The 20,639-nt window shown below is 74.5% G+C and carries 17 protein-coding genes; 6 read left to right on the top strand and 11 right to left on the bottom strand.

Annotation, left to right across the window (positions count from 1 at the left end; genetic code table 11):
- Nucleotides 1-218 precede the first annotated feature (218 nt).
- Nucleotides 219-575: a DUF1844 domain-containing protein gene (locus tag AC6I72_RS25770; RefSeq protein ID WP_037860203.1), complete on the top strand. Its 357-nt coding sequence runs from the start codon at nt 219-221 to the stop codon at nt 573-575.
- A 31-nt stretch (nt 576-606) separates the two neighbouring features.
- Here the strand turns inward: AC6I72_RS25770 and AC6I72_RS25765 are convergent, their stop codons facing one another.
- Nucleotides 607-1,344, bottom strand: a complete 738-nt coding sequence (locus tag AC6I72_RS25765; RefSeq protein ID WP_498003525.1) for an SseB family protein — start codon at nt 1,342-1,344, stop codon at nt 607-609.
- Nucleotides 1,345-1,450: 106 nt separating this feature from the next.
- On the opposite strand from AC6I72_RS25765, the gene AC6I72_RS25760 reads away from it, so the two are divergent.
- A complete protein-coding gene (locus tag AC6I72_RS25760) occupies nt 1,451-2,524 on the top strand; it encodes a serine hydrolase (RefSeq protein WP_498003524.1) in 1,074 nt (357 codons plus the stop codon).
- A 65-nt stretch (nt 2,525-2,589) separates the two neighbouring features.
- Here AC6I72_RS25760 and mycP read toward each other — a convergent pair whose 3' ends face one another.
- Nucleotides 2,590-3,789, bottom strand: coding sequence for a type VII secretion-associated serine protease mycosin (gene mycP / locus AC6I72_RS25755; RefSeq protein WP_498003523.1), 1,200 nt, complete (start codon nt 3,787-3,789; stop codon nt 2,590-2,592).
- A complete protein-coding gene (locus tag AC6I72_RS25750; protein WP_498003522.1) occupies nt 3,786-4,805 on the bottom strand; it encodes a hypothetical protein in 1,020 nt (339 codons plus the stop codon). Before AC6I72_RS25750 ends, mycP begins: the two co-directional genes overlap by 4 nt.
- A 908-nt stretch (nt 4,806-5,713) precedes the next feature.
- Here AC6I72_RS25750 and AC6I72_RS25745 point away from each other — a divergent pair.
- The gene (locus AC6I72_RS25745; protein ID WP_498003521.1) at nt 5,714-6,916 is read left to right on the top strand and encodes an amino acid deaminase/aldolase; all 1,203 of its coding nucleotides are present in this window, start codon (nt 5,714-5,716) and stop codon (nt 6,914-6,916) included.
- A 165-nt stretch (nt 6,917-7,081) separates the two neighbouring features.
- Here the strand turns inward: AC6I72_RS25745 and AC6I72_RS25740 are convergent, their stop codons facing one another.
- The 3 genes from AC6I72_RS25740 to AC6I72_RS25730 form a co-directional block, all read right to left on the bottom strand.
- Nucleotides 7,082-7,894 (bottom strand): 3-oxoacyl-ACP reductase, encoded by an 813-nt coding sequence (locus AC6I72_RS25740; protein ID WP_498003520.1) that lies wholly within the window; start codon nt 7,892-7,894, stop codon nt 7,082-7,084.
- A gap of 83 nt (nt 7,895-7,977) precedes the next feature.
- A complete protein-coding gene (locus AC6I72_RS25735) occupies nt 7,978-9,369 on the bottom strand; it encodes an aldehyde dehydrogenase family protein (protein ID WP_498003519.1) in 1,392 nt (463 codons plus the stop codon).
- Nucleotides 9,370-9,380: 11 nt separating this feature from the next.
- Nucleotides 9,381-10,745 carry a glutamine synthetase family protein gene (locus AC6I72_RS25730; RefSeq protein ID WP_498003518.1) on the bottom strand — a complete coding sequence of 455 codons (1,365 nt, stop codon included), beginning with the start codon at nt 10,743-10,745 and terminating at the stop codon, nt 9,381-9,383.
- Nucleotides 10,746-10,897: 152 nt separating this feature from the next.
- Here AC6I72_RS25730 and AC6I72_RS25725 point away from each other — a divergent pair, with 152 nt between their 5' ends.
- On the top strand, nt 10,898-11,638 hold the full coding sequence (locus AC6I72_RS25725; RefSeq protein WP_498003517.1) for a FadR/GntR family transcriptional regulator: 741 nt from the start codon (nt 10,898-10,900) through the stop codon (nt 11,636-11,638).
- Between the two features lie 142 nt (nt 11,639-11,780).
- A complete protein-coding gene (locus AC6I72_RS25720; protein ID WP_498003516.1) occupies nt 11,781-12,626 on the top strand; it encodes a gamma-glutamyl-gamma-aminobutyrate hydrolase family protein in 846 nt (281 codons plus the stop codon).
- Nucleotides 12,627-12,857: 231 nt separating this feature from the next.
- Here AC6I72_RS25720 and AC6I72_RS25715 read toward each other — a convergent pair whose 3' ends face one another.
- The 5 genes from AC6I72_RS25715 to AC6I72_RS25695 form a co-directional block, all read right to left on the bottom strand.
- The gene (locus AC6I72_RS25715; protein ID WP_498003515.1) at nt 12,858-13,811 is read right to left on the bottom strand and encodes a LysR family transcriptional regulator; all 954 of its coding nucleotides are present in this window, start codon (nt 13,809-13,811) and stop codon (nt 12,858-12,860) included.
- Between the two features lie 254 nt (nt 13,812-14,065).
- Nucleotides 14,066-14,788 carry a helical backbone metal receptor gene (locus AC6I72_RS25710; RefSeq protein ID WP_498003514.1) on the bottom strand — a complete coding sequence of 241 codons (723 nt, stop codon included), beginning with the start codon at nt 14,786-14,788 and terminating at the stop codon, nt 14,066-14,068.
- Nucleotides 14,788-15,363 carry a helix-turn-helix domain-containing protein gene (locus AC6I72_RS25705; protein ID WP_498003513.1) on the bottom strand — a complete coding sequence of 192 codons (576 nt, stop codon included), beginning with the start codon at nt 15,361-15,363 and terminating at the stop codon, nt 14,788-14,790. The genes AC6I72_RS25710 and AC6I72_RS25705 overlap by 1 nt, the downstream gene beginning before the upstream one ends.
- A gap of 401 nt (nt 15,364-15,764) precedes the next feature.
- On the bottom strand, nt 15,765-18,383 hold the full coding sequence (locus tag AC6I72_RS25700) for an ABC transporter permease/substrate binding protein (RefSeq protein WP_498003512.1): 2,619 nt from the start codon (nt 18,381-18,383) through the stop codon (nt 15,765-15,767).
- Entirely contained in the window at nt 18,376-19,467 is a 1,092-nt protein-coding gene (locus tag AC6I72_RS25695) for a quaternary amine ABC transporter ATP-binding protein (RefSeq protein WP_498003511.1), read from the bottom strand. The genes AC6I72_RS25700 and AC6I72_RS25695 overlap by 8 nt, the downstream gene beginning before the upstream one ends.
- A 190-nt stretch (nt 19,468-19,657) precedes the next feature.
- Between AC6I72_RS25695 and AC6I72_RS25690 the strand changes: the two genes are divergently transcribed.
- Nucleotides 19,658-20,563, top strand: a complete 906-nt coding sequence (locus tag AC6I72_RS25690) for a 5'-3' exonuclease (protein WP_498004823.1) — start codon at nt 19,658-19,660, stop codon at nt 20,561-20,563.
- Nucleotides 20,564-20,639 lie beyond the last annotated feature (76 nt).

Genomic DNA, 20,639 nt, shown 5'->3' with positions numbered 1-20,639 from the left:
CGCACGTTTCGGGCGGGTCGCCGCCGCTGGGACGGGACCGCCTGACCGGTGACCCGCCGCCCGGAAGGCGGTCAGGTGGGAGTTCGAAGCCTCCACTTGTGGGCCGGAACCGTTGGCCCTGGGGCACACGTCTCCGACCGGTCGCCCACCAGATTAGCAGGAACGCTTGACAAGGGCTAACCAGAGCCCGGCCGGCGGGACCGCCTATCGTGTGGGGCATGAGTGAGACCCCTCCTGAGACCCCCGACTTCGACGCCATGACCCGCGACATCGCGGAGGTCCCCGCGGTCGAGGTGATCGTGACGGTCGCCGTCAACCTGATGAGCGCCGCCGCCGTGAAGCTGGGACTGACCGAGGAGGGCGACACCTACAAGGACCTGGACGAGGCCCGCAAGCTCGTGACCGCGCTCGCCGGGCTGCTGGACGCGAGCGCGACCGAGATCAGCTCCTTCCACGCGGCGCCGCTGCGCGACGGACTGAAGTCGCTGCAGCTGGCCTTCCGCGAGGCGTCGCTCGTCCCGGACGAGCCGGGCCAGGGCCCGGGCGAGAAGTACACGGGCCCGGTCTACGGCTGACCCGGGAGTCCCGTCCGCGCACGGACGGGACTCATCCGCGCACGTACAAGGGCTCGCCCGGCGGCGTCGCCCCGGCCGGCAGCAGTGCCAGGTCGAGGCCGCGCACCAGGCGGGCCCTCAGTGTGTCGCTGGCCGCCAGGCGAGCGGCGACGGCACGGGCGGTGTCGGCCGGGGCCCCGGTGGCGGCCGGGTCGAGGACGAGGGCGAGGGTGCCGTCGGCCTGCCCCGGGCCCAGGCAGGCGCTCAGCACGGCCGGCTCGGCGGCCACCGCCTCCCGTACGGCCGCCACGACCGCCGGGTCGGCCAGCGGGTCCGCGGTCGTACGGCCCTCGGCCAGCGCGCGCAGCGCGGACCCGGTCAGCTCGAAGGGGACCGGCCCGGCCAGGTCCAGCACGACCGTGTCCGCCTGCTCGTGCGCGGCGGCCTCCAGCGCCTGGTGCAGGGGCACGGCGACCGGGCGGGCCGCCGGGTCCCACAGCGCCAGGGAGGCGGTCGAGGTGAAGGCGGGCAGCGCGGTGCGGTGACCGGCCTTCAGGATCGGCACGGCCATGTCGCTCGTCTTCTCCCGGCGCAGGCCGTTCTCGTCCTCCTCCACCTCACCGAGCACGGCGACGACGGGCACGAGCAGCCGGGCGCCCTTGAGCGCGCCCAGCACCGGGTCCACGGCGGTGCGGTCCTCGGCCCAGGCGGCGAGCGCCGCGCTCAGCGCCGGGTCGGCGGAGCCGTCGTCGTCGGAGAAACCGGGGTCGGGGATGTTCTTGTTCGCCACGGTCCCGACCCTATCCGGGGCCGTTCACCGTTTTCTCAGGGTCCCCTGACCCCCGTCTCACGCGGGTCCCACGGCACCCACAGCCGCCGCCACGAGCATCGCGGCCATGAAGACCCCCTCCCCCGGCTCCCGGCGCCGCCGCCGCGCCCGCCGCCGCCGCGCGCGTCCCTCCCGGCGCGGGCGCCTGCTGCGCACCGCGCTCGTCTGCGCCGTCCTCGCGGGCGGCACGGCCGCGGGCGCCGCCCGGTTGACGTCCCGCACGGGCTCCTCCGGGCCGGGCACCGTATCGTCACCGACGGCGCCGGCACCGTCGTCGGTGTCGGCGTCGGCGCCGGCTTCGGCGTCCGGTGGCGGAGCGGGGGTGGGGACGGTGACGGAGCCGGTGGCGGACCGGGCGGCGCTGCTGGCCGTGGCGATGCGGTCGGTGGCGGTGGCCGAGGGCGCCGCCGTGTCGGTGACCGTCCTCGACCTGGACTCCGGCCAGGTCGCCGGGTACGGCGACGGGACGTTCGAGACGGCGAGCATCGTCAAGGTCGACATCCTGGCGGCCCTGCTGCTCCGGGCGCAGGACGCGGGGCGGCGGCTGACCGCGCAGGAGCGTGCGTACGCCACCGCCATGATCGAGAACAGCGACAACGACTCCGCGTCGGCGCTGTGGCGGAGCATCGGCGGGGCCGGCGGACTGGACGCGGCGAACCGCCGGTTCGGCCTGACGGCGACGGCCGGCGGCGACGGCCCGCTGTGGGGCCTGACCCGGACCACCTCCGCCGATCAGCTCACCCTGCTCAGGCAGGTGTTCGGGGACGGTTCGCTGCTGAGCGCGGCCTCGCGTGCGTACCTCCAGGAGCTGATGGGGCGGATCGCGGACGACCAGGACTGGGGTGTGTCCGCCGCCGCCGACGGCTCCGCGTGGGCCCTCAAGAACGGCTGGCTGCCGCGCGGCACGACCGGCCTGTGGGTCGTCAACAGCATCGGCCGGGTGACGTCCGGCGGTGACGACTACCTCGTGGCGGCCCTCTCGCACGGCAACGCGACGAAGGAGACCGGCATTTCGCTGGTGGAGGAGTCGGCACGGGCGGCGGTGTCGGTCTTCACGGCGCCGACGGCCTCCGCCCCGCCTTCCGCGTCCGTCGCCGCCCCGCCCTCCGTCTCCGGCTCGTCCGTCTCCGGGGCCGGCTGAGCGCGGCGGCGCTGAAGGGGCGGGCCGTGGCGCAGGGGGCCGCCGCACGCCTCGGCCCCGGGTGCCTACGGCTGGAAGCCGCGGGGGTCGACGCGCCGGCGCCGGCCGCGCCACAGGACGGCGGCGACCACCAGCAGCACGCCGCCGGCGCTGCCGGCCAGGGGGCCCGCCCAGTCCGCGTCGTCGTCCGGATCCGCGGTGTCGGGGCCGGCGCCGAAGTACCGCTCGCCGTACGCCGTCGCGCGCAGTCCCGCGGGCTTCAGCCGGCCGGCGGCCTCGAGGGCGGCCACCGGATCGATCATGCCGAAGCCGCGGGAGTCGTCCCGTCCGCCGACGGGGGCGTCGCGTGCGGTGTCCTCCAGGAGCTTCTTGATCTGCGCGGGCGTCAGGCCGGGGTGCGCGGCCTCGACGAGCGCGACGACGCCCGAGACGAAGGCGGAGGCCGCGCTCGTCCCCCAGCCCTTGTAGTACGCGTGGTCCGGCTCGGCGATGACGACGTCCACGCCGGGCGCGCTGACCGTGGCGTACCAGCGGCGGGTGGAGAAGGCGGCGCGGGTGCCGTAGCGGTCGACGGCGGTCACCGCGATCACGCCCGGGTAGGCGGCCGGGTAGGAGACGTGGTCGCCCTTGTCGCCGCCGTTGCCCGCCGAGGCGACGACGACGGTGCCCTTCTTCAGCGCGTACTGGACGGCCTCGTCCTCGGCGGGCTCGGGGTGCGCGGAGTCGGAGTCGTCGCCGAGGGAGAGGTTGATGACGTCGGCGCCGTGATCGGCCGCCCAGCGGATGCCTTCGGCGAGCGCGCCGCCGCGGCTGGTGCGGGCGCGGGCGCGGGCCTTGTCACCGTCCTCCAGGATCACCCGCACGGGCAGGATCTTCGCCTCGGGGGCGACGCCCATGACGCCGTCGGCGCCGCCGCTGCCATGGCCGTGACCGGCGATGATGCCGGCCATGGCGGTGCCGTGCCGCGCCCAGGTGTCGTCGCCGCGCCGCGCGCCGAAGCCGATCAGGTCCTTCGCGGGCAGCACGTTGCCCGCGAGGTCGGGGTGGTCGGTCTCGACACCGGTGTCGAGGACTGCGACGGTGACGCCCTTGCCCTTGGTGAGCCGCCAGGCCTGCTGGAGGTGCAGGGCGTCCAGGGCCCACTGCTGGGCGCGGATGCCGTCGGCGTGCGCGGCGGTGGCCGGTACGAGGGCGAGCGCGGCGGCGAGGAGCAGGCCGAGGACGCCGCCGCGGCGCGTGAGGGCGGGTTCGGCGGGGGTTTTCACGAGGGCTTCTCCGTGGCGGAGCCGGCGGTCTTGCGGAAACCCCGTTCGATGCGGTCGGCCAGGCCCTGGGCCTCGTTGCCGAGCCCCGCCTGGGCGACGGCCGTGGCGGCGCCGGCCTTCGTCGCGTCGGCGGCGGACTGCGGGGTGTCGACGGTGCGGCCGTCGGCCCAGCCGGAGACGGCGTAGACGACCACGGGGGCCTCGGTCAGCACGGAGACGGTCCAGGAGGCGCGCTGCCCGACGCCGAAGGCGGCGGCGACGGTGCCCCCGGCCGCGTACGGGCGGGGCATGAGGTCCGTGCGCCTGCCGAGCCCCTCGTTCCTGAACCGGGCGGCCAGGGAACTCATGGCGGGCGCGTCGGCCGTGGTGAAGAGCAGGCCGACCGTGGTGACGAAGCTCTGGGTGGCGTCCGTGTAGTTGGCGCGCAGCAGGCGGGCGCAGCCGACCGGCGCGAGGGTCTCGCGCAGCAGCGGGTCGAAGGCGTCCGCGCAACCGCTGTCGGGTGCGACGGCGACCCGGGTCCAGGTGCGGTCGGCTCCGCCCGGCCCTGCGCCCCGGCCCTCGACCGTGGGCGGGAAGAGCTGGTCGACCGGGGTGCTGTGCCACAGGGTGCCGGCCGTGGCGAAGGACCCGGCGGTGGCGCTGTCGCCCGCCTCCCCGGTGAGCCGGCTGCCGGTGACGGCGCCGCCGATGAGTCCGAGCCCGAGGACCACGCAGGCGGCGGCGACGGCGGTCCGGGGCCGTACCCGCACGCCGAGGGCGCGTCCCCGCCCGTGTTCGTCGTACCCCTCGGGCGCGCCGAAGGACACGAAGGGCCGCGCCGCGGCACCGGGACGGCCCCCGGCCGCCGCGTAGGCGCCGGACGCGCTCCAGGCCGGCGCCGCGCCGGACTGCGGGGCGGGGCGGGCGGGGGCGGCCGGGTACGCGTCGCGGTTCCGGTCACGGTCACGGTCACGGTCACGGTCACGGTCACGGTCACGGTCACGAGAAGGACGCGCGGGGGGCACGGAGGGCACGGGGGCCACGGGACGTGCGGGTTCTCCGGGCGCCCAGGCCGCCGGTCTGGCCCGGCCCGTGCGGGGCGGCGCGTCGGGGAAACGGGCCGAGGCGGGGGGCGGGGGCGGCGCGGCCGGTTCCGCGGGGCGCCTCAGCGGGGGCGGGAACGCCGGGGACGTACGGCTGTCGCGCTCGCCTCCGGTCCCGGCCATGACCGGACGGCCGGACGCCGCGGGACGGGACGGGGAAGGGCCGGGCGCCGGAAAGCCGGACGCCGAAGGGCCGGACGCGGAAGGGCCGGACGCCGGAAAGCCGGACGGGGAAGGGCCGGACGCTGAAGGGCCGAACGTCGAACGAGAGGACGGGGAAAAGCCGGGCGCCGGAAAGCCGGACGCCGACGGGCCGGTCAGGGAACGGCCGGACGCCGAAGGGCCGGGCGCCGTCGTGGCGCCGGGTGGGGCGGCCGGGGTGCGGCGCGGGGCCGCGTCCGCGGCGGGCCGGCCCGCGCCGTGCGCCGGTGGTGCGCCCGTCGCGCGGGCGCCGTCCGCCGGTGGGCGGGGCTCGCCGGGGTGGGCAGGGGGGTGCGGCGGGCGGGGTGGTCTCGCGGGGCGCGGGGGTATCGGAGCGTGGCGCGCGTCCGTACTCATGCACCCCCCGTTTCGCCGTGCCCGGGCCGTGCCCTCGCGCTCGGCCTTCGTTCTCGCCGCCCGGCCCGGCGCCGACTCGTCGTCACCGGACACGCATACCCGTACGCACGAGGGGCCATCCCGGCCCGGGCCAACGGCCGGGAACGTGCCGCCGTCGCGCCGTACGTGCGCGTCACTCTACGGGCTGAGCGCGCGCCGGCGGGAACCGGTCCGGGCGGGCGGAGGCATCTGCCCGGAACGTCCCCCTACCCCGCGGTAATCCTGTCTGGCAGGCTGCGTCCATGACCGCACGCGCCGCAGACCGGGCCCGTTACGACCGGGCCACCGCCCATCTCGACGCCCCCGTCGCGATCGTCGACCTGGAGGCCTTCGACGCCAACGCCGACGACCTCCTGCGCCGGGCCGCAGGCAAGCCGGTCCGGGTCGCCAGCAAGTCCGTGCGCTGCCGGGCGCTGCTCGAACGGGCCCTGGCGAAGGACGGTTTCGCGGGCCTCATGTCCTTCACGCTCGCCGAATCGCTGTGGCTGGCCCGTTCCGGGTTCGACGACGTCCTGCTGGCCTACCCGTCCGCCGACCGCGCCGGCTACGCCGAACTGGCCGCCGATCCCAAGCTGGCCGCCGCCGTCACGGTGATGGTCGACGACCCGGCTCAGCTCGACCTCATCGACGCCGCCCGCGACGGCGGGGGCGAAGTGGTGCGCGTCTGCCTGGAGCTGGACACGTCGTTGAAGCTGTTGGGCGGGCGGATCCGGGTCGGCGCGCGCCGTTCCCCGCTGTACTCCCCCGCCCAGGTCGCCGAGATGGCCCGTACGGTGGCCCGGCGGCCGGGGTTCCGGCTCGTCGGGATCATGGCGTACGAGGGGCATGTCGCGGGCGTGGGTGACGCGGTGGCCGGGCGGCCGGTGCGGTCGCGGGCGATCCGGCTGATGCAGGCGGCGGCGCGGCGGGAACTGGCCGAGCGGCGGGCCGCGGTGGTGCGGGCGGTCCGGGCCGTGGCACCGGAGCTGGAGTTCGTGAACGGCGGCGGCACCGGCAGTGTCCAGCACACCGCGGCGGAGGCGGCGGTGACCGAGATCGCCGCGGGGTCGGGGCTGTACGTCCCGCGTCTGTTCGACAACTACACGTCCTTCCGGGGCCGTCCGGCCGCGCTGTTCGCGCAGCCCGTCGTACGGCGGCCGGGAGTGGGGGTCGTCACGGTGCTGGGCGGCGGCTATCCGGCCTCCGGCGTGGCCGGTCAGGACCGGCTCCCGGTGCCGTACCTGCCCGAGGGCCTGCGGTACGACCCGCAGGAGGGGCCCGGCGAGGTGCAGACCCCGCTGCTCGGCCCGCCCGCCGACGACCTGCTGATCGGGGACAAGGTGTGGTTCCGGCACGCCAAGGCCGGTGAGCTGTGCGAGCGGTTCGACGCGCTGCACCTCGTCGAGGGCGACCGGGTGACGGCGACCGTGCCGACGTACCGGGGCGAGGGCCGTACCTTCCTCTGACGCCCGGCCGGACCGGCGGCGCTCACCGCCCGGCCCGACCGCTGACCCTCACCACCCGGCCCGACCGGTCGGCCTGCCCCGGCCGGGCCGGTGCCGCTGCCGGCCCCGGTGGGAGCATGGCCGTCCGGGCACTCAGGACGGATCGCCGGGCGGCCCCAGGGGTGCCTACAGCGGGGTGACGTACGCCCCCGAGATGCCGCCGTCCACCAGGAAGTCGGTGGCGTTGACGAAGGAGGAGTCGTCGCTGGCGAGGAAGGCGACGGCGGCGGCGATCTCCTCGGCCTCCGCGAAGCGCCCGAGGGGGATGTGGACGAGACGGCGCGCCGCGCGCTCGGGGTCCTTCGCGAACAGCTCCTGGAGCAGCGGGGTGTTGACCGGGCCCGGGCACAGGGCGTTGACGCGGATGCCCTCGCGGGCGAACTGCACGCCCAGTTCGCGGGACATGGCCAGCACGCCGCCCTTGGACGCGGTGTAGGAGATCTGGGAGGTGGCCGCGCCCATGCGGGCCACGAAGGAGGCGGTGTTGATGATGGAGCCGCGGCCCTGGCGCCGCATGTAGGGCAGGGCGGCCTTGCAGCACAGGTAGACGGAGGTGAGGTTGACGTCCTGGACGCGTTTCCAGGCCTCCAGGCCGGTCTCCAGGATGGAGTCGTCGTCGGGCGGCGAGATTCCGGCGTTGTTGAAGGCCACGTCGACGCTGCCGTAGGTGTCGTACGCGGCCCGGAACAGCGCCTCGACCTGGCCGGGATCGGTGACGTCGGTCCGGACGAACAGGCCGCCGGTCTCCTCGGCCGCCGCCTTGCCGCTCCTCTCGTCGATGTCGCCGCAGACGACGTGCGCGCCCTCCGCGGCGAGGCGTCGGGCGGCGGCCAGGCCGATGCCGCTGCCTGCGCCGGTGACGACGGCGGTCCGGCCCACCAGGCGGCGGCAGACGGCCGCGGGCGCCCCGTCGGGCCCGGTCCGTGCGGTGGCTGTCATGTCAGCCGCTGTCCCTTCGGTCGCCGTGGCCCGGGTCGCCGTCTCCGCGGTCGGCGTCTCTCCTCCGGCCCCTGTCTCTCCGGTCACTGGGCGGCCCCCTCCGTGCTGATGAAGACGTTCTTGGTCTCGGTGAAGGCGGTCAGGGCGTCGGGACCGAGTTCGCGGCCGATCCCGGACTGCTTGGCCCCGCCGAACGGGGTCCAGTAGCGGACGCTGGCGTGCGAGTTGACGGACAGGTTCCCGGCCCGGACGGCCTGGGTGACGCGCAGGGCGCGGCCCACGTCCCGGGTCCACACGGAGCCGGACAGGCCGTAGGGCGTGTCGTTGGCGAGGCGGACCGCGTCCTGTTCGTCGGTGAAGGGCAGCAGGACGGCCACGGGCCCGAAGATCTCCTCGCGGGCGGCGGCGGAGTCCGGGCGCTCCCCGGTGAGCACGGTCGGCGGGAACCAGAAACCGGGCCCGTCGGGCGCGGTGCCGCGCAGGGCCGGTGCCTCCGGGCGGACGTAGGACCGTACGCGGTCGCGTTGCCGGCGGGAGATCAGCGGGCCCATACGGGTCTTCTCGTCGGCCGGGTCGCCGACCACGACGGCGGCCAGTGCCTCGGCGAGCAGCGCCTCGACCTCGTCGTACACGGATTCCTGGACGAGGACGCGGGTGCGGGCGCAGCAGTCCTGGCCGGCGTTGTCCAGGAAGGAGAACGGGTCGGCGGCGGCCTTGAGGTCGGCGTCCGCGAAGACGATGTTCGGGCTCTTGCCGCCCAGTTCGAGGGTGACCGGCTTGAGGTGCCGGGCGCAGCGTTCCATGATCTCGCGGCCGGTCCGGGTGGAGCCGGTGAAGACGATCTTCGCGACGCCGGGGTGGTCGGTCAGAGCGCGGCCCGCGGTGCGGCCGTGGCCCGGCAGTACCTGGAAGAGGTGCTCGGGCAGGCCGGCCTGAAGACCCAGCTCGGCCAGGCGCAGCGCGGTGAGCGGGGTGGTCTCGGCGGGTTTGAGGAGGACCGCGTTGCCGGCGGCGAGGGCCGGGAAGGAGCCCCAGGCGGCGATCGGCATGGGGAAGTTCCACGGGGCGATGACGCCGACGACACCGAGCGGTTCGAGGAAGGTGACGTCCCAGCCGCCGGGGGCCGGGATCTGCCGGCCGAGCAGCCGTTCGGCGCCGCCGGCCGCGTACAGCAGCAGGTCGCGGGCGTTGCCGGCCTCCCAGCGGGCGTCGCCGACGAGATGGCCGGCCTCGCGGACCTCCAGCTGGGCCAGTTCCTCGAGGTGGCTGTCGACGACGTCGGCGAAGCGGCGCAGCAGCCGGGCCCGGTCGGCGGGGGCGGCGGCGGCCCAGGCCTGCTGGGCCCGGGCCGCGCGGGTGACGGCGCGGTCGACGTCGGCCTCGTCGGCGGCGGGCACGGTGGCCACGGTCTCTTCGGTGGCGGGGTTCAGGACGAGCAGTTCGTGCTCGTCCCCGGGCTCGGGCTCGTTCGGCACGGCGGGGCCTCTCACATGCGTTCGAAGGAGCGGCGCAGCTCCCAGTCGGTGACCGCGGCGTCGAACGCGTCGAGCTCGACGCGCGCCATGTTGCGGTAGTGCGCGACGACCTCGTCGCCGAAGGCGGCCTTGGCGATCGGGCTGTTCTCCCACAGCTCGGCGGCCTCGCGCAGGGTCGTGGGGACGTGCTCGTGGCCGGCGGTGTACGCGTTGCCCGGGCACGGCTCGGGCAGGGGCAGGCGCTGCTCGACGCCGTACAGCCCGGCCGCGACCAGTCCGGCGACGGCCAGGTACGGGTTGACGTCGCCGCCGGGCAGCCGGTTCTCGAAGCGCAGGGAGCGGCCGTGGCCGACGACGCGCAGCGCGCAGGTGCGGTTGTCGTGGCCCCAGGCGACGGCGGTCGGGGCGAAGGAACCGGGCTGGAACCGCTTGTAGGAGTTGATGCCCGGCGCGTGGAGCAGCGAGAAGTCGCGCAGCGCGGCGAGCTGTCCGGCCAGGAAGTACCGCATGACCTCGGACATCTCCCCCGGCCGGTCACCGGCCATGACGTTGGTGCCGTCGGCGTCGGTGAGCGAGAGGTGGATGTGGCAGGAGTTGCCCTCCCGTTCGTTGTACTTGGCCATGAAGGTGAGCGAGACGCCCTCCTGGGAGGCGATCTCCTTCGCGCCGGTCTTGTAGACGGCGTGCTGGTCGCAGGTGACGAGGGCCTCGTCGTAGCGGAAGGCGATCTCGTGCTGGCCGGGGTTGCACTCGCCCTTGGCCGACTCGACGGTGAGGCCGGCGCCGGCCATGTCGTTGCGCAGGCGGCGCAGCAGGGGCTCGACACGGCCGGTGCCGAGGATCGAGTAGTCGATGTTGTACCGGTTGGCCGGGGTGAGCCCGCGGTAGCCGGTGTCCCAGGCCTGCTCGTAGGTGTCCTGGAAGACGATGAACTCCAGCTCGGTGCCGACCTGGGCCGTCCAGCCGTGTTCGGCGAGGCGGGCGAGCTGGTGGCGCAGGATCTGCCGGGGTGCCGCCACCACCGGGGAGCCGTCGTTCCAGGCGAGGTCGGCGACGGCCAGGGCGGTGCCCGGGTGCCAGGGCAGGCGGCGCAGGGTGCTGAGGTCGGGGCGCATGGCGAAGTCGCCGTAGCCGCGGTCCCAGGAGGACATGGCGTAGCCGTCGACGGTGTTCATGTCGGTGTCGACGGCGAGGAGGTAGGAACAGCCCTCGGTGCCGTGCCGCAGGACCTCGTCGAGGAAGAAGCGGGCGGCGAAGCGCTTGCCCTGGAGCCGTCCCTGCATGTCGGGGAAGGCCAGGACGACGGTGTCGATCTCTCCGCTCGCGACGCCTGCCCGCAGTTCCTCGACGGTGAGCGGGGGTGTGCGGTCTGCCACGGGCGAGCCTCCTCGGCTGCGTCGGCGTCCTCGGCGTACGTGCTCGGCGTGCTCGGCGTGTCGGCCCGGCGTCCGTGCCCGGCCTCGTCGGCCGGTGCCGGGAGCCATAAGGTATGACCGCGAACCATTGTCTGGGAAGGGGGCGCGGCCGGATGGCTCAGGACACGGGGCCGGCCGGGGCGGCCGGGGACCGGCTCGCGGCGGTGCTGCGGCCGGTGCGCGCGGGCAACGGCTTCGAGGAGGCGCTGGAGCAGATCCTCCAGGTGGTGCGGCTCGGCCTGGTCCCGGCGGGTGAGCGGCTGCCCGCCGAGCGCGAGCTGGCCCAGCGGCTGGGGATCAGCCGGGTGACGCTGCGTGAGGTGCTGAAGGTGCTCCAGGACCAGGGTCTCGTGGAGGCACGGCGGGGGCGCTACGGCGGTACGTTCGTGCGCCCGCGCGCGGACGGAGGCGGCGGGGACGAGCTGCGGCGCCGGCTCGCCGGGGTCGACGTCGACGACGTCCTGCGCTTCCGCGAGGTGCTGGAGGTGGGGGCGGCCGGCCTGTGCGCGGCGCAGGGGCTGACGGACGGGCAGGCGCGGCGGCTGCGCGAGGCGCTGGAGCACACGCGCGACGCGCCGCCCGCGGACTACCGGCGCCGCGACACGCTGCTGCACCTGACCCTCGCCGAGTCGTGCGGCTCCCCCACGCTGACCGGGCAGTACGCGGCGGTCCGGGCCGCAGTGAACGACCTGCTCGACTGCATACCCCTGCTGGTGCGCAACCTGGAGCACTCGCAGCGGCAGCACGCCGCGCTGGTGGCGGCGGTGCTGGAGGGGGACGCGGACGGCGCGCGGGAGACGATGCGCGAGCACTGCGCGGGGACGGCGGCGCTGCTGCGGGGTTTCCTGACGTGAAGGGCGCCCCGTGGAGATCCCCGTGACGAGCTGCGTCGAGAACCGTGCGAAGAGCAGCGCGAGAGCCGCGCGACGGGCAGCCTGAAGCGGCACCCGAAGAGGTGTCGGCGTACACCATTGCGAGCGAGGACCGGGAGGCCGGATGGCCGCGGCGGAGACGACGGACGCGACCGACTCGACGGGCGCGACAGGCATGACGGACACGGCGGACACCGTGGACACCGTGGACACCGTGGACACCGTGGACACCGTGGACACGGCGAGCGTGGCCGGCCCGGGGCGGCCGCTGATCGGCGTCAGCACCTATCTGGAGCCCGGGGCACGGTGGGGCGTGTGGGAGCTGGAGGCGGCGTTGCTGCCCGCCGGTTACCCGCGGCTGGTGCAGCGGGCGGGCGGGCTCGCCGCGCTGCTGCCGCCGGACGCGCCGCGGCGGGCGGCGGCGACCGTGGCCCGGCTGGACGGGCTGGTCATCGCGGGCGGCCCGGACGTGGAACCGGTGCGCTACGGAGCCGAGCCGGACCCGCGTACGGGACCGCCCGCCCGGGCCCGGGACGCCTGGGAACTCGCCCTGATCGAGGCCGCGCTGGCCGCCCGGGTGCCGCTGCTCGGCATCTGCCGGGGCATGCAGCTGCTGAACGTCGCGCTGGGCGGCACCCTGGTCCAGCACCTGGACGGGCACGCCGGGACGGTCGGGGTCTTCGGCACCCACCCGGTCACTCCGGTGCCCGGCACCCGGTACGCGGCGGCCGTCCCGGAGACGGCGTCCGTCCCCGCCTACCACCACCAGGCCGTCGACCGCCTCGGCACCGGTCTCCTCGCCTCGGCGCACGCGCCGGACGGCACGGTCGAGGCGGTCGAGCCCCCGCCCGCCGCCCACTGGGTCCTCGGGGTGCAGTGGCACCCCGAGATGGGCGAGGACGTACGGGTGATGCGGGCCCTGGTCGAGGCGGCGACCGCGCACCCGGCCGGGCCTGGGCGAACGGCCTGAACCGTCCACCGGACCACACCGCGCGAACGGCCGGGAACGCGCGCACCGCATGCACCGCGCACGCGGCCGGGACCGCGCGAGCGGCCGCGACCGCACCGAACCGCTCACGCGGGCAGTACGGCGCGAACGGCCGGGACCACACGCACCACATGCACGCGCACGCGGGCAGCACCGCGCGAACGGCCGGGACCGCGGACGGGCCCCCGACCGCGTCCGTGTGATCCGTCCGTCTCAGCCCGTCTCCGAACGGGTCAGGGACAGCAGGTCCCGGGCCGGGCCCGTGGGGCGGTGGCCCGTGGGCCAGACGGCGCGCAGGTCGCGCCGCAGGGCGACACCCTCGACCGGCACGGTGACCAGGCGGCGCAGGGACAGTTCGTCGCCCACGGCGAGTTCGCTCAGCACCGCCGGGCCCGCCCCGCTGACCGCCGCCGCCTTCACCGCCGTCGTCGAGGACAGCTCGATCAGCGGCCGGGCCAGGCCGCCCAGCGCCGCGTCCAGGACCTGCCGGGTCCCGGAGCCGGTCTCCCGAAGGATCAGCGGGGTCGCCGCCAGTTCCGCCGCCTCCAGCGGGCGCCGTCTGCTGGCCCACGGGTGGGCGGGGGCGGTCACCACGATCAGGCGGTCGTGGGCGATCACCACGGAGTCCAGCCCGGCGGGGACCGACAGTCCCTCCACGAAGCCGAGGTCCGCCTCGCCCGTCAGCAGCCGCTCGGCGACCATCGCCGAGTTCCCGGCGAGCAGCGAGACGGCGGTGTCCGGGCGCCGCGTGCGCAGCGCGATCAGCCAGCCGGGCAGCAGGTACTCGGCGATGGTCATGCTCGCCGCCACCCGCAGCCGCGAGTCCCGCCGGTCCCGCAGCGCCTGCGCGCCCGCGTCGAAGGCCTCGGCGGCCTCGACGACCCGCCGCGCCCAGTCGGTGACCAGTGCGCCCGCGTCGGTCAGCCGTGAGCCGCGCGGCGAGCGGTCCACCAGCGCCAGCCCCAGCTGCCGTTCCATGGAGCGGATCCGGCTGCTCGCCGCCGGCTGGGTGATGCCCAGGTCACGGGCGGCCCCGCCCAGGCTGCCCAGCCGCGCCACCGCCAGCAGCAGTTCGAGGGCGCCCAGGTCCGGCACCCGGTGGGCCAGCGGCGCCGCCCCGGGCGGCCGCCCCCCGCCGTTGGCTGCTTCCACCTCCGACCTCCTCATAAGCCCAGCTTATGCCTCAAGGGGAACAAACCCCCGGCCGGGGCAGGAGCCCACGCGGGCCTCGCGTCCTGTCCGCCGCGCCCCGCCTCCCGCCTGCGCCACGCTCCCGCCGGCCCGGGACGGGGACCCCGCGCGGACCTCACGTCATGTCCGCCCTCGGCCCGCTCCCCCTCTGCGCCACGCTCCGCCGGCCCGGGACGCCGGGCCGCTCACCGGCCGGACCGCCGCGGCCGTGCGCGCCGGGCGCGGGCCGGTCAGCGGTGCGCCGCTCGCAGCGCCTCGCCCAGCACCCGGGGAGCCTCGGCCAGGGAGGGCCCGTACCAGGTCAGATGCCGTCCGCTGACCAGTGCGCAGGGCAGGCCCGCGAAGGCCTCCGGACCGTCGGCGGCGGTGAAGCGGTACGGCTCGTCCGGCAGGACGACGACGTCCGGGGCCGCCGCCCGCAGTTCCTCCACCGGGACGCGCGGGTACCGCTCGGCATGGCGGGCGTACAGGTGGTCGACGCCGAGGCGGGCCAGGACGTCCCCGGCGAAGGTGTCCCGGCCCAGCACCGTCCAGGGCCGCCGCCACACGGGGACGACGGCGGTCGTACGGCGTTCGGGCACGGGCAGCGCCGACCAGGCGGCCTCCGCCTCGTCCAGCCAGCGCGGCCGGGCCGCGGCCCCGCAGGCCGCCAGGACCCGTGCCAGCTCCCGGAAGGCCTGCGGCACGTCCCGCACCTCGGTGACCAGCACCCCGACGCCCGCCGCGCGCAGCGCGTCGAGGTCGGCCGCGCGGTTCTCCTCCTCGTTGGCGATCACCAGGTCGGGGGCGAGGGCGGCGATCTCGCCGGTCCTCGGGTTCTTGGTGCCGCCGACGCGCACCACGTCCAGGCCGGCCGGGCGGGCGCACCAGTCGGTGGCGCCGGCCAGGGCGCCGGGCAGGGTCACGGCGACGGCCTCGGTGAGCGAGGGGACCAGGGAGACGACCCGGGTCATCAGCGCGTGCGGTCCTGGACGGCCTCGATGTGCTCGGCCACCGCGACCACGATCACCCGGGTCTCCGGCACGGTGGCCCGCCAGCGGTGGCGCACCCCGCCGGTCAGGTACATGGTGTCGCCGCGGACGAGCCGGTAGGCGCGGCCCTCCGCCTCGATCTCGACCGCGCCGTCGGCGACGTACATCAGTTCGTCGTTGCGGTGCTGGAACTCGCGGCCCGCGTCGTGGTCGCCGGTGAACTCGGAGGCGTGCAGCTGGTGGTGGCCGCGCACCAGGGCGCGTACCCGCGGTACGGCCTGCGGTCCGGCCGTCTCGGGGATTTCGGCGCGCACCACGTCGACGCTGCACGCGGGGTCGGCCGCGGCCAGCAGTTCCACGGCGGTGGTGCGCAGCGCGTCGGCCACCTTCTCCAGGGAGCTTCTGCTGGGGCGGGCCCGGTCGTTCTCGATCTGGCTCAGGAAGGGCACCGACAGGCCGCTGCGCCCGGCCACGACGGCGAGGGTGAGGTTCAGCGCCCGGCGCCGCCGTCGCACGGCCGCGCCCACCCGAAGGGGCTGTTCTTTGTGGTCGCCCATCGCTCCGGCTCCCTCCTTCGCTCGTCGGTCCGCTGCCCGTGGTCCCGTGCCGGGGCGCGTGCGCCCCGATGGGTTCTCTGCACCCTACGCATGTCCGGCAAACCGTTTCCTGCCGCCGTCACTTCCCCGTGCGGTGAGCGCACCGGCGGCTTCACGGTCCGCCGCGGCGGACCGGCCGTGCTCAAGCCCACGGTACGGGTTCGGGCGGGACGGCGGGGTGACTGTGCGTGGTTGGCCGGATTCCTGCCGTTGGGACGGCCCGAGGGGCGGGCCCCCGCACGGCGTCAGGACCGTGCGGGGGCCCGCCCCTCGGGCGGTGTGCGGCGGCGGTGGCCGCGGGGTCGTCGTGCGCCGGGTCACCCGGAGGCGGCCCGCGGGCCGCTACCGGGTCGGCCGCCGGTTCACTGCGGGGCCATCCGCCGGACGACGTCCGGGTGCTGCTTGATCCAGGCGTCGACCGCCTCGTCCTCGTGCGCCTTGCCGCGCGCGTTGATCTCGCTCTCCAGGCTGCCCAGCTCCTCCTCGCTCATCCTGAAGTTCTTGATCCACTCGGTGAGCTGCGGGTACTGCCCGGGGAACTTCTCGCTGGAGATGGTGCGGACGGTGTTGCCCTCGCCGAAGAGCTTCTTGTCGTCCTTCAGCTTGGTGAGGCCGTAGCGGCTGTACGCCCAGTGCGGCGACCACAGCACGACGGCGACGGGCTGCTTCTTGGCGTAGGCGCGCTTCAGCTCGGCGAGCATCGCGGGCGTGGAGCCGTCGACGACCTTGTACTCCTTGTCCAGGCCGTAGCCCGGCAGGACCTTGCTCTTGAGGAGGTTCATCTCGCCGGTGCCCGGTTCGATGCCGATGATCTTCCCGCCGAACAGCGACGACTTGCCCTTGAGGTCTTCGAGGGACTTGACGTCCTTGACGTAGGAGGGGACGGCGATCTCCAGGGAGGTCGGCTGGTACCAGGTCCCGAGGTCCTTGAGCTTGTCCTTGCTCTTGTCCCAGTAGTTCTTCTGGGCGTAGGGCAGCCAGGCGTCGAAGTTGAGGTCGATGTCTCCGCCGGCCAGGCCGGTGTAGACGGGGCCGACGTCCATCTGCTTCAGGTTCAGCTTGTAGCCGCGGTCTTCCAGGACGTGCTTCCACAGGTGGGTGACGGCGACGTCCTCGTCCCAGGGGAACCAGGCGACGTTCAGGGGCCGCTTCGCCTCGGCCGGGGCGGATCCGGAGCCGCCGGGCACCGGGGCCAGCTTGTCGACGAGGCCGGGGTTGGCCTTGAGCCAGGTGCGCACGGCGTCCTGCTGACGGCCCTTGCCGGCCTTGTTGATCTCGGCCTCCAGGCTGGTGAGCTGCTTCTCGTCCAGCTTGAAGTTCTTCAGCCAGTCGCCGACGACGGGGTTGGCGGCCGTGAAGCCCTTGCGGGCCAGCGTGTGCACGCCGTCGCCCTTGCCCCAGGCGCCCTTGGGGTCCTTCAGCTTCTTCAGGCCGTAGTCGTTGTACGCCCAGTGCGGCGACCACAGGGTGACGACGACCGGTTCCTTCTTGGCGTAGGCCCGCTTCAGCTCGGCCAGCATGGCCGGCGTGGAGCTGTCGACGACCTTGTACTCCTTGTCCAGGCCGTAGTCCTTGAGGACCTTGCTCTTGAGCAGGGCCATCTCGCCCGCGCTGGACTCGATGCCGGTGATCTTCCCGCCGAACAGGGAGGCCTTGCCCTTGAGGTCGTCCAGCGAGTCGATGCCCTTCATGTACGACGGGACGCTCAGCTCCAGCGACGTGGGCCCGTACCAGGAGCCGAGGTCGTCGAGCTGCTTGCCGTACTTCTTCCAGTACTGGGCGTGGGTCGTGGGCAGCCAGGAGTCCGTCTCGAAGTCGACGCTGCCCTGCGCGAGGGAGGTGTAGAGCGGTCCGGCGTCGAACTGCTTGGCCTGCACGTCGTAGCCGCGCTGTTCGAGGATCTCCTTCCACAGGAAGGTGGAGGCGACGCCCTCGTCCCAGGGGATGTAGCCGAGGGTGAGCTTCTTGCCCTTACCGACGTTCTGTCCGTCGGCGGCGGCCGTGGCGCTGCCGCCGCCACCGCCGAAGAGGCCCATGCCGCCGGCGACGAGCGCGAGGACGACCACGCCGACCACGGCGATCTGCGGGCTCGGCCGGTAGGACCAGATCTTCAGGCCCTGCAGGGACCGCGCCCGGGCGGCGGCCCGGCGGCCGAGCGGCGAGACCTGGGTGCCCAGGGCGCTGGTCATGCGGTCCAGGTAGATCGCGAGGATCACGATGGCGACACCGGCCTCGGAGCCGAGGCCGACGTCGAGCTGGCCGATGGCCTCGTTGACGTCGCCGCCGAGGCCACCGGTGCCGACCATGCCGGCGATCGCGGCCATGGACAGGCCGAGCATGATCACCTGGTTGACACCGGCCATCACGGTGGGCAGGGCGAGCGGCAGCTGGACGCGCAGCAGGGTGCTGCGGGGGGTGGTGCCGAACGCCTCGGCGGCCTCCACCAGCTCCTTGTCGACCTGGCGGATGCCCAGCTCCGTCATGCGCACGCCGGGGGCGAGTGCGAAGATCAGGGTGGCGACGATGCCCGCGGGGCCGCCGGTGCCGAAGAACAGGATGGCCGGGATGAGGTAGATCATCGCGGGCAGCGTCTGCATGAAGTCCAGGAACGGCCGTACCACGGCGCTGACCCGGTCCGAGCGCGCCGCCCAGACACCGACCGGCACGGAGATCACCAGCGCGATGATCGTCGCGACCAGGACGAGCGCCAGGGTGACCATCGCGTCGTCCCACAGTTCGAGGGAGTCGATGAAGGCGAATCCGACGAAGGTGAGGACACCGGCGAGGGTGCCGCGCAGCCAGAAGGCGAGCACGGCGAAGATGCCGGCGAGCAGCAGCGGCTGGGGCGCCTGGAGGACGGCGTCGATGCCGTCGTAGGCGCCGGTGAAGACGGTCTTGAAGAAGTCGAAGAGCCAGGACACGTGGTCGAGCAGCCAGTCGACCGCGGAGTTGACCCAGTCGCCGAGCGGGATCCTAGGCACGGGCCACCGCCTTCCTGCCGCCCTTGTCGCGCGGTGCGTCGCAGGTCACGGGCGTGGTGTCGCGTTCGTCGCCGAGGAAGCCGACGAGCCGCTGCCGGGGGACCACGCCCACGAGGTCGCGGTGCTCGTTCAGCACGGCGACCGGGTGGGGCAGCCGGGCGCTGATGGCGCACAGCTCGGTGAACGGGGTGTCCGGTGCGGCCGTCTCGCAGTCGCAGTCGGCCTCGTCGCCGCGCACCTGGCGGTCCATGACGGCCTCCGCGGTCAGGACGCGGGAGCGGTCGACGTCCTGGATGAAGGAGGCGACGTAGTCGCCCTCCGGGCGCAGCAGGATGTCCTCGGCGGTGCCGTTCTGCACGATCCGGCCGTCGCGCATGACGGCGATGCGGTCGCCCAGGCGCATGGCCTCGTTGAGGTCGTGAGTGATGAAGACGATGGTCTTCTTCAGCGTCTTCTGCAGCTGGAGCAGCTGGTCCTGCATGTCGCGGCGGATCAGCGGGTCCAGGGCGCTGAAGGACTCGTCCATCAGCAGCAGGTCGGCGTCGGTGGCGAGCGCGCGGGCGAGGCCGACGCGCTGCTGCATGCCGCCGGACAGCTCGTCGGGCCAGGAGTTCTCCCAGCCGGCCAGGCCGCACAGGGCGAGCGCCTCGTCGGCGCGGCGACCGCGCTCGGCGCGGGGCACGCCCTGCACTTCCAGGCCGTAGGCGGCGTTGTCGCGGACGCTGCGGTGCGGGAAGAGCGCGAAGTGCTGGAAGACCATGCTGATCTTCTTCGAGCGGACCTCGCGCAGCTCGCGGTCGGTGAGCGCGGTCAGGTCCTGGCCGTCGAAGCACACCTGCCCGGCGGTGGGCTCCAGCAGCCCGTTGAGCATCCGCAGGAGTGTGGACTTTCCGGAACCGGACAGTCCCATCACCACGAAGATCTGTCCGGGGTCCACGGTGAAGGAGGCGTCGATCACGGCGGCGGTGGTGCCGCTCGCACGCAGTTCGTCGCGGTCGGCATCCTGCCGGAGTTTCTCCACTGCCTCGTCGGGTCGTCTGCCGAACACCTTGTACAGGTGTTGGGCCTCAAGCCTGGATGCCACGCGCACCTCTCGTCATAGGGGACAGGGACAGGTGCGAAGGATCAGTAACAGTTGAATAACGCAACTACCTTCGCTCGGGCGCGCGCCTGCCCAAGCGCATGCAGGGCAAACAGAAAAGTGACCCGCCTCACATCCCGGCCGGTGACTGTCAGAGGCGTACGGCATGATGCGAGACGTGACCGGACGACTGATGCTCCTCGACACCGCCTCCCTGTACTTCCGCGCCTACTTCGGGGTCCCGGAGTCGGTCAGGGCCCCGGACGGCACGCCGGTGAACGCCGTGCGCGGACTGCTCGACTTCATCGACCGCCTGGTCAGGGACCACCGGCCCGAGCACCTGGTGGCCTGCATGGACGCGGACTGGCGCCCGCACTGGCGGGTGGAGCTGATCCCCTCCTACAAGGCGCACCGCGTCGCCGGGGAACACCCGGGCGGCCCCGACGAGGAAGAGGTGCCGGACACCCTCTCCCCGCAGGTCCCCGTCATCGAGGCGGTGCTGGACGCCGTCGGCATCGCCCGCGTCGGCGTCCCGGAGTACGAGGCGGACGACGTGATCGGCACGTTCACGGCCCGCGCCACCGGCCCGGTCGACATCGTCACCGGCGACCGCGACCTGTACCAGCTGGTGGACGACGCCCGCGGGGTGCGCGTGCTGTACCCGGTCAAGGGCGTCGGGACCCTGCAGAGCACCGACGAGGCGCTGCTGCGCGAGAAGTACGGGGTCGGCGGCAGCGGGTACGCGGACCTGGCGCTGCTGCGCGGCGACCCGAGCGACGGGCTGCCGGGCGTGCCCGGCATCGGGGAGAAGACGGCGGCCAGGCTGCTCGCCGACTTCGGTGATCTGGCCGGGATCATGGCCGCCGTCGACGACCCGAAGGCGAAGCTCACCCCGTCGCAGCGGCGGCGCCTCGACGAGGCACGGCCCTACCTCGCGGTGGCGCCGAAGGTCGTACAGGTCGCCCGGGACGTCCCCCTGCCGGACGTCGGCACCGCCCTGCCGCGCACCCCCCGCGACCCGGCGGCCCTGGAGGAACTGGCCGCCCGCTGGGGCCTGGGCGGCTCCCTGCAGCGTCTGCTCGGCACGCTGGCGGCGTGAAGCGGCCGGGAGGGAGGTGCCACCGGAGGGAAGGTGCTAGCTTAGGTAAGCCTAAGCAAGGGAACTGGGAGGCCGT

This window comes from Streptomyces sp. Xyl84 (genome assembly GCF_059731885.1).
The sequence above is the reverse complement of the archived record's forward strand: the minus strand, read 5'-3'. Positions and strand labels throughout refer to the sequence as shown.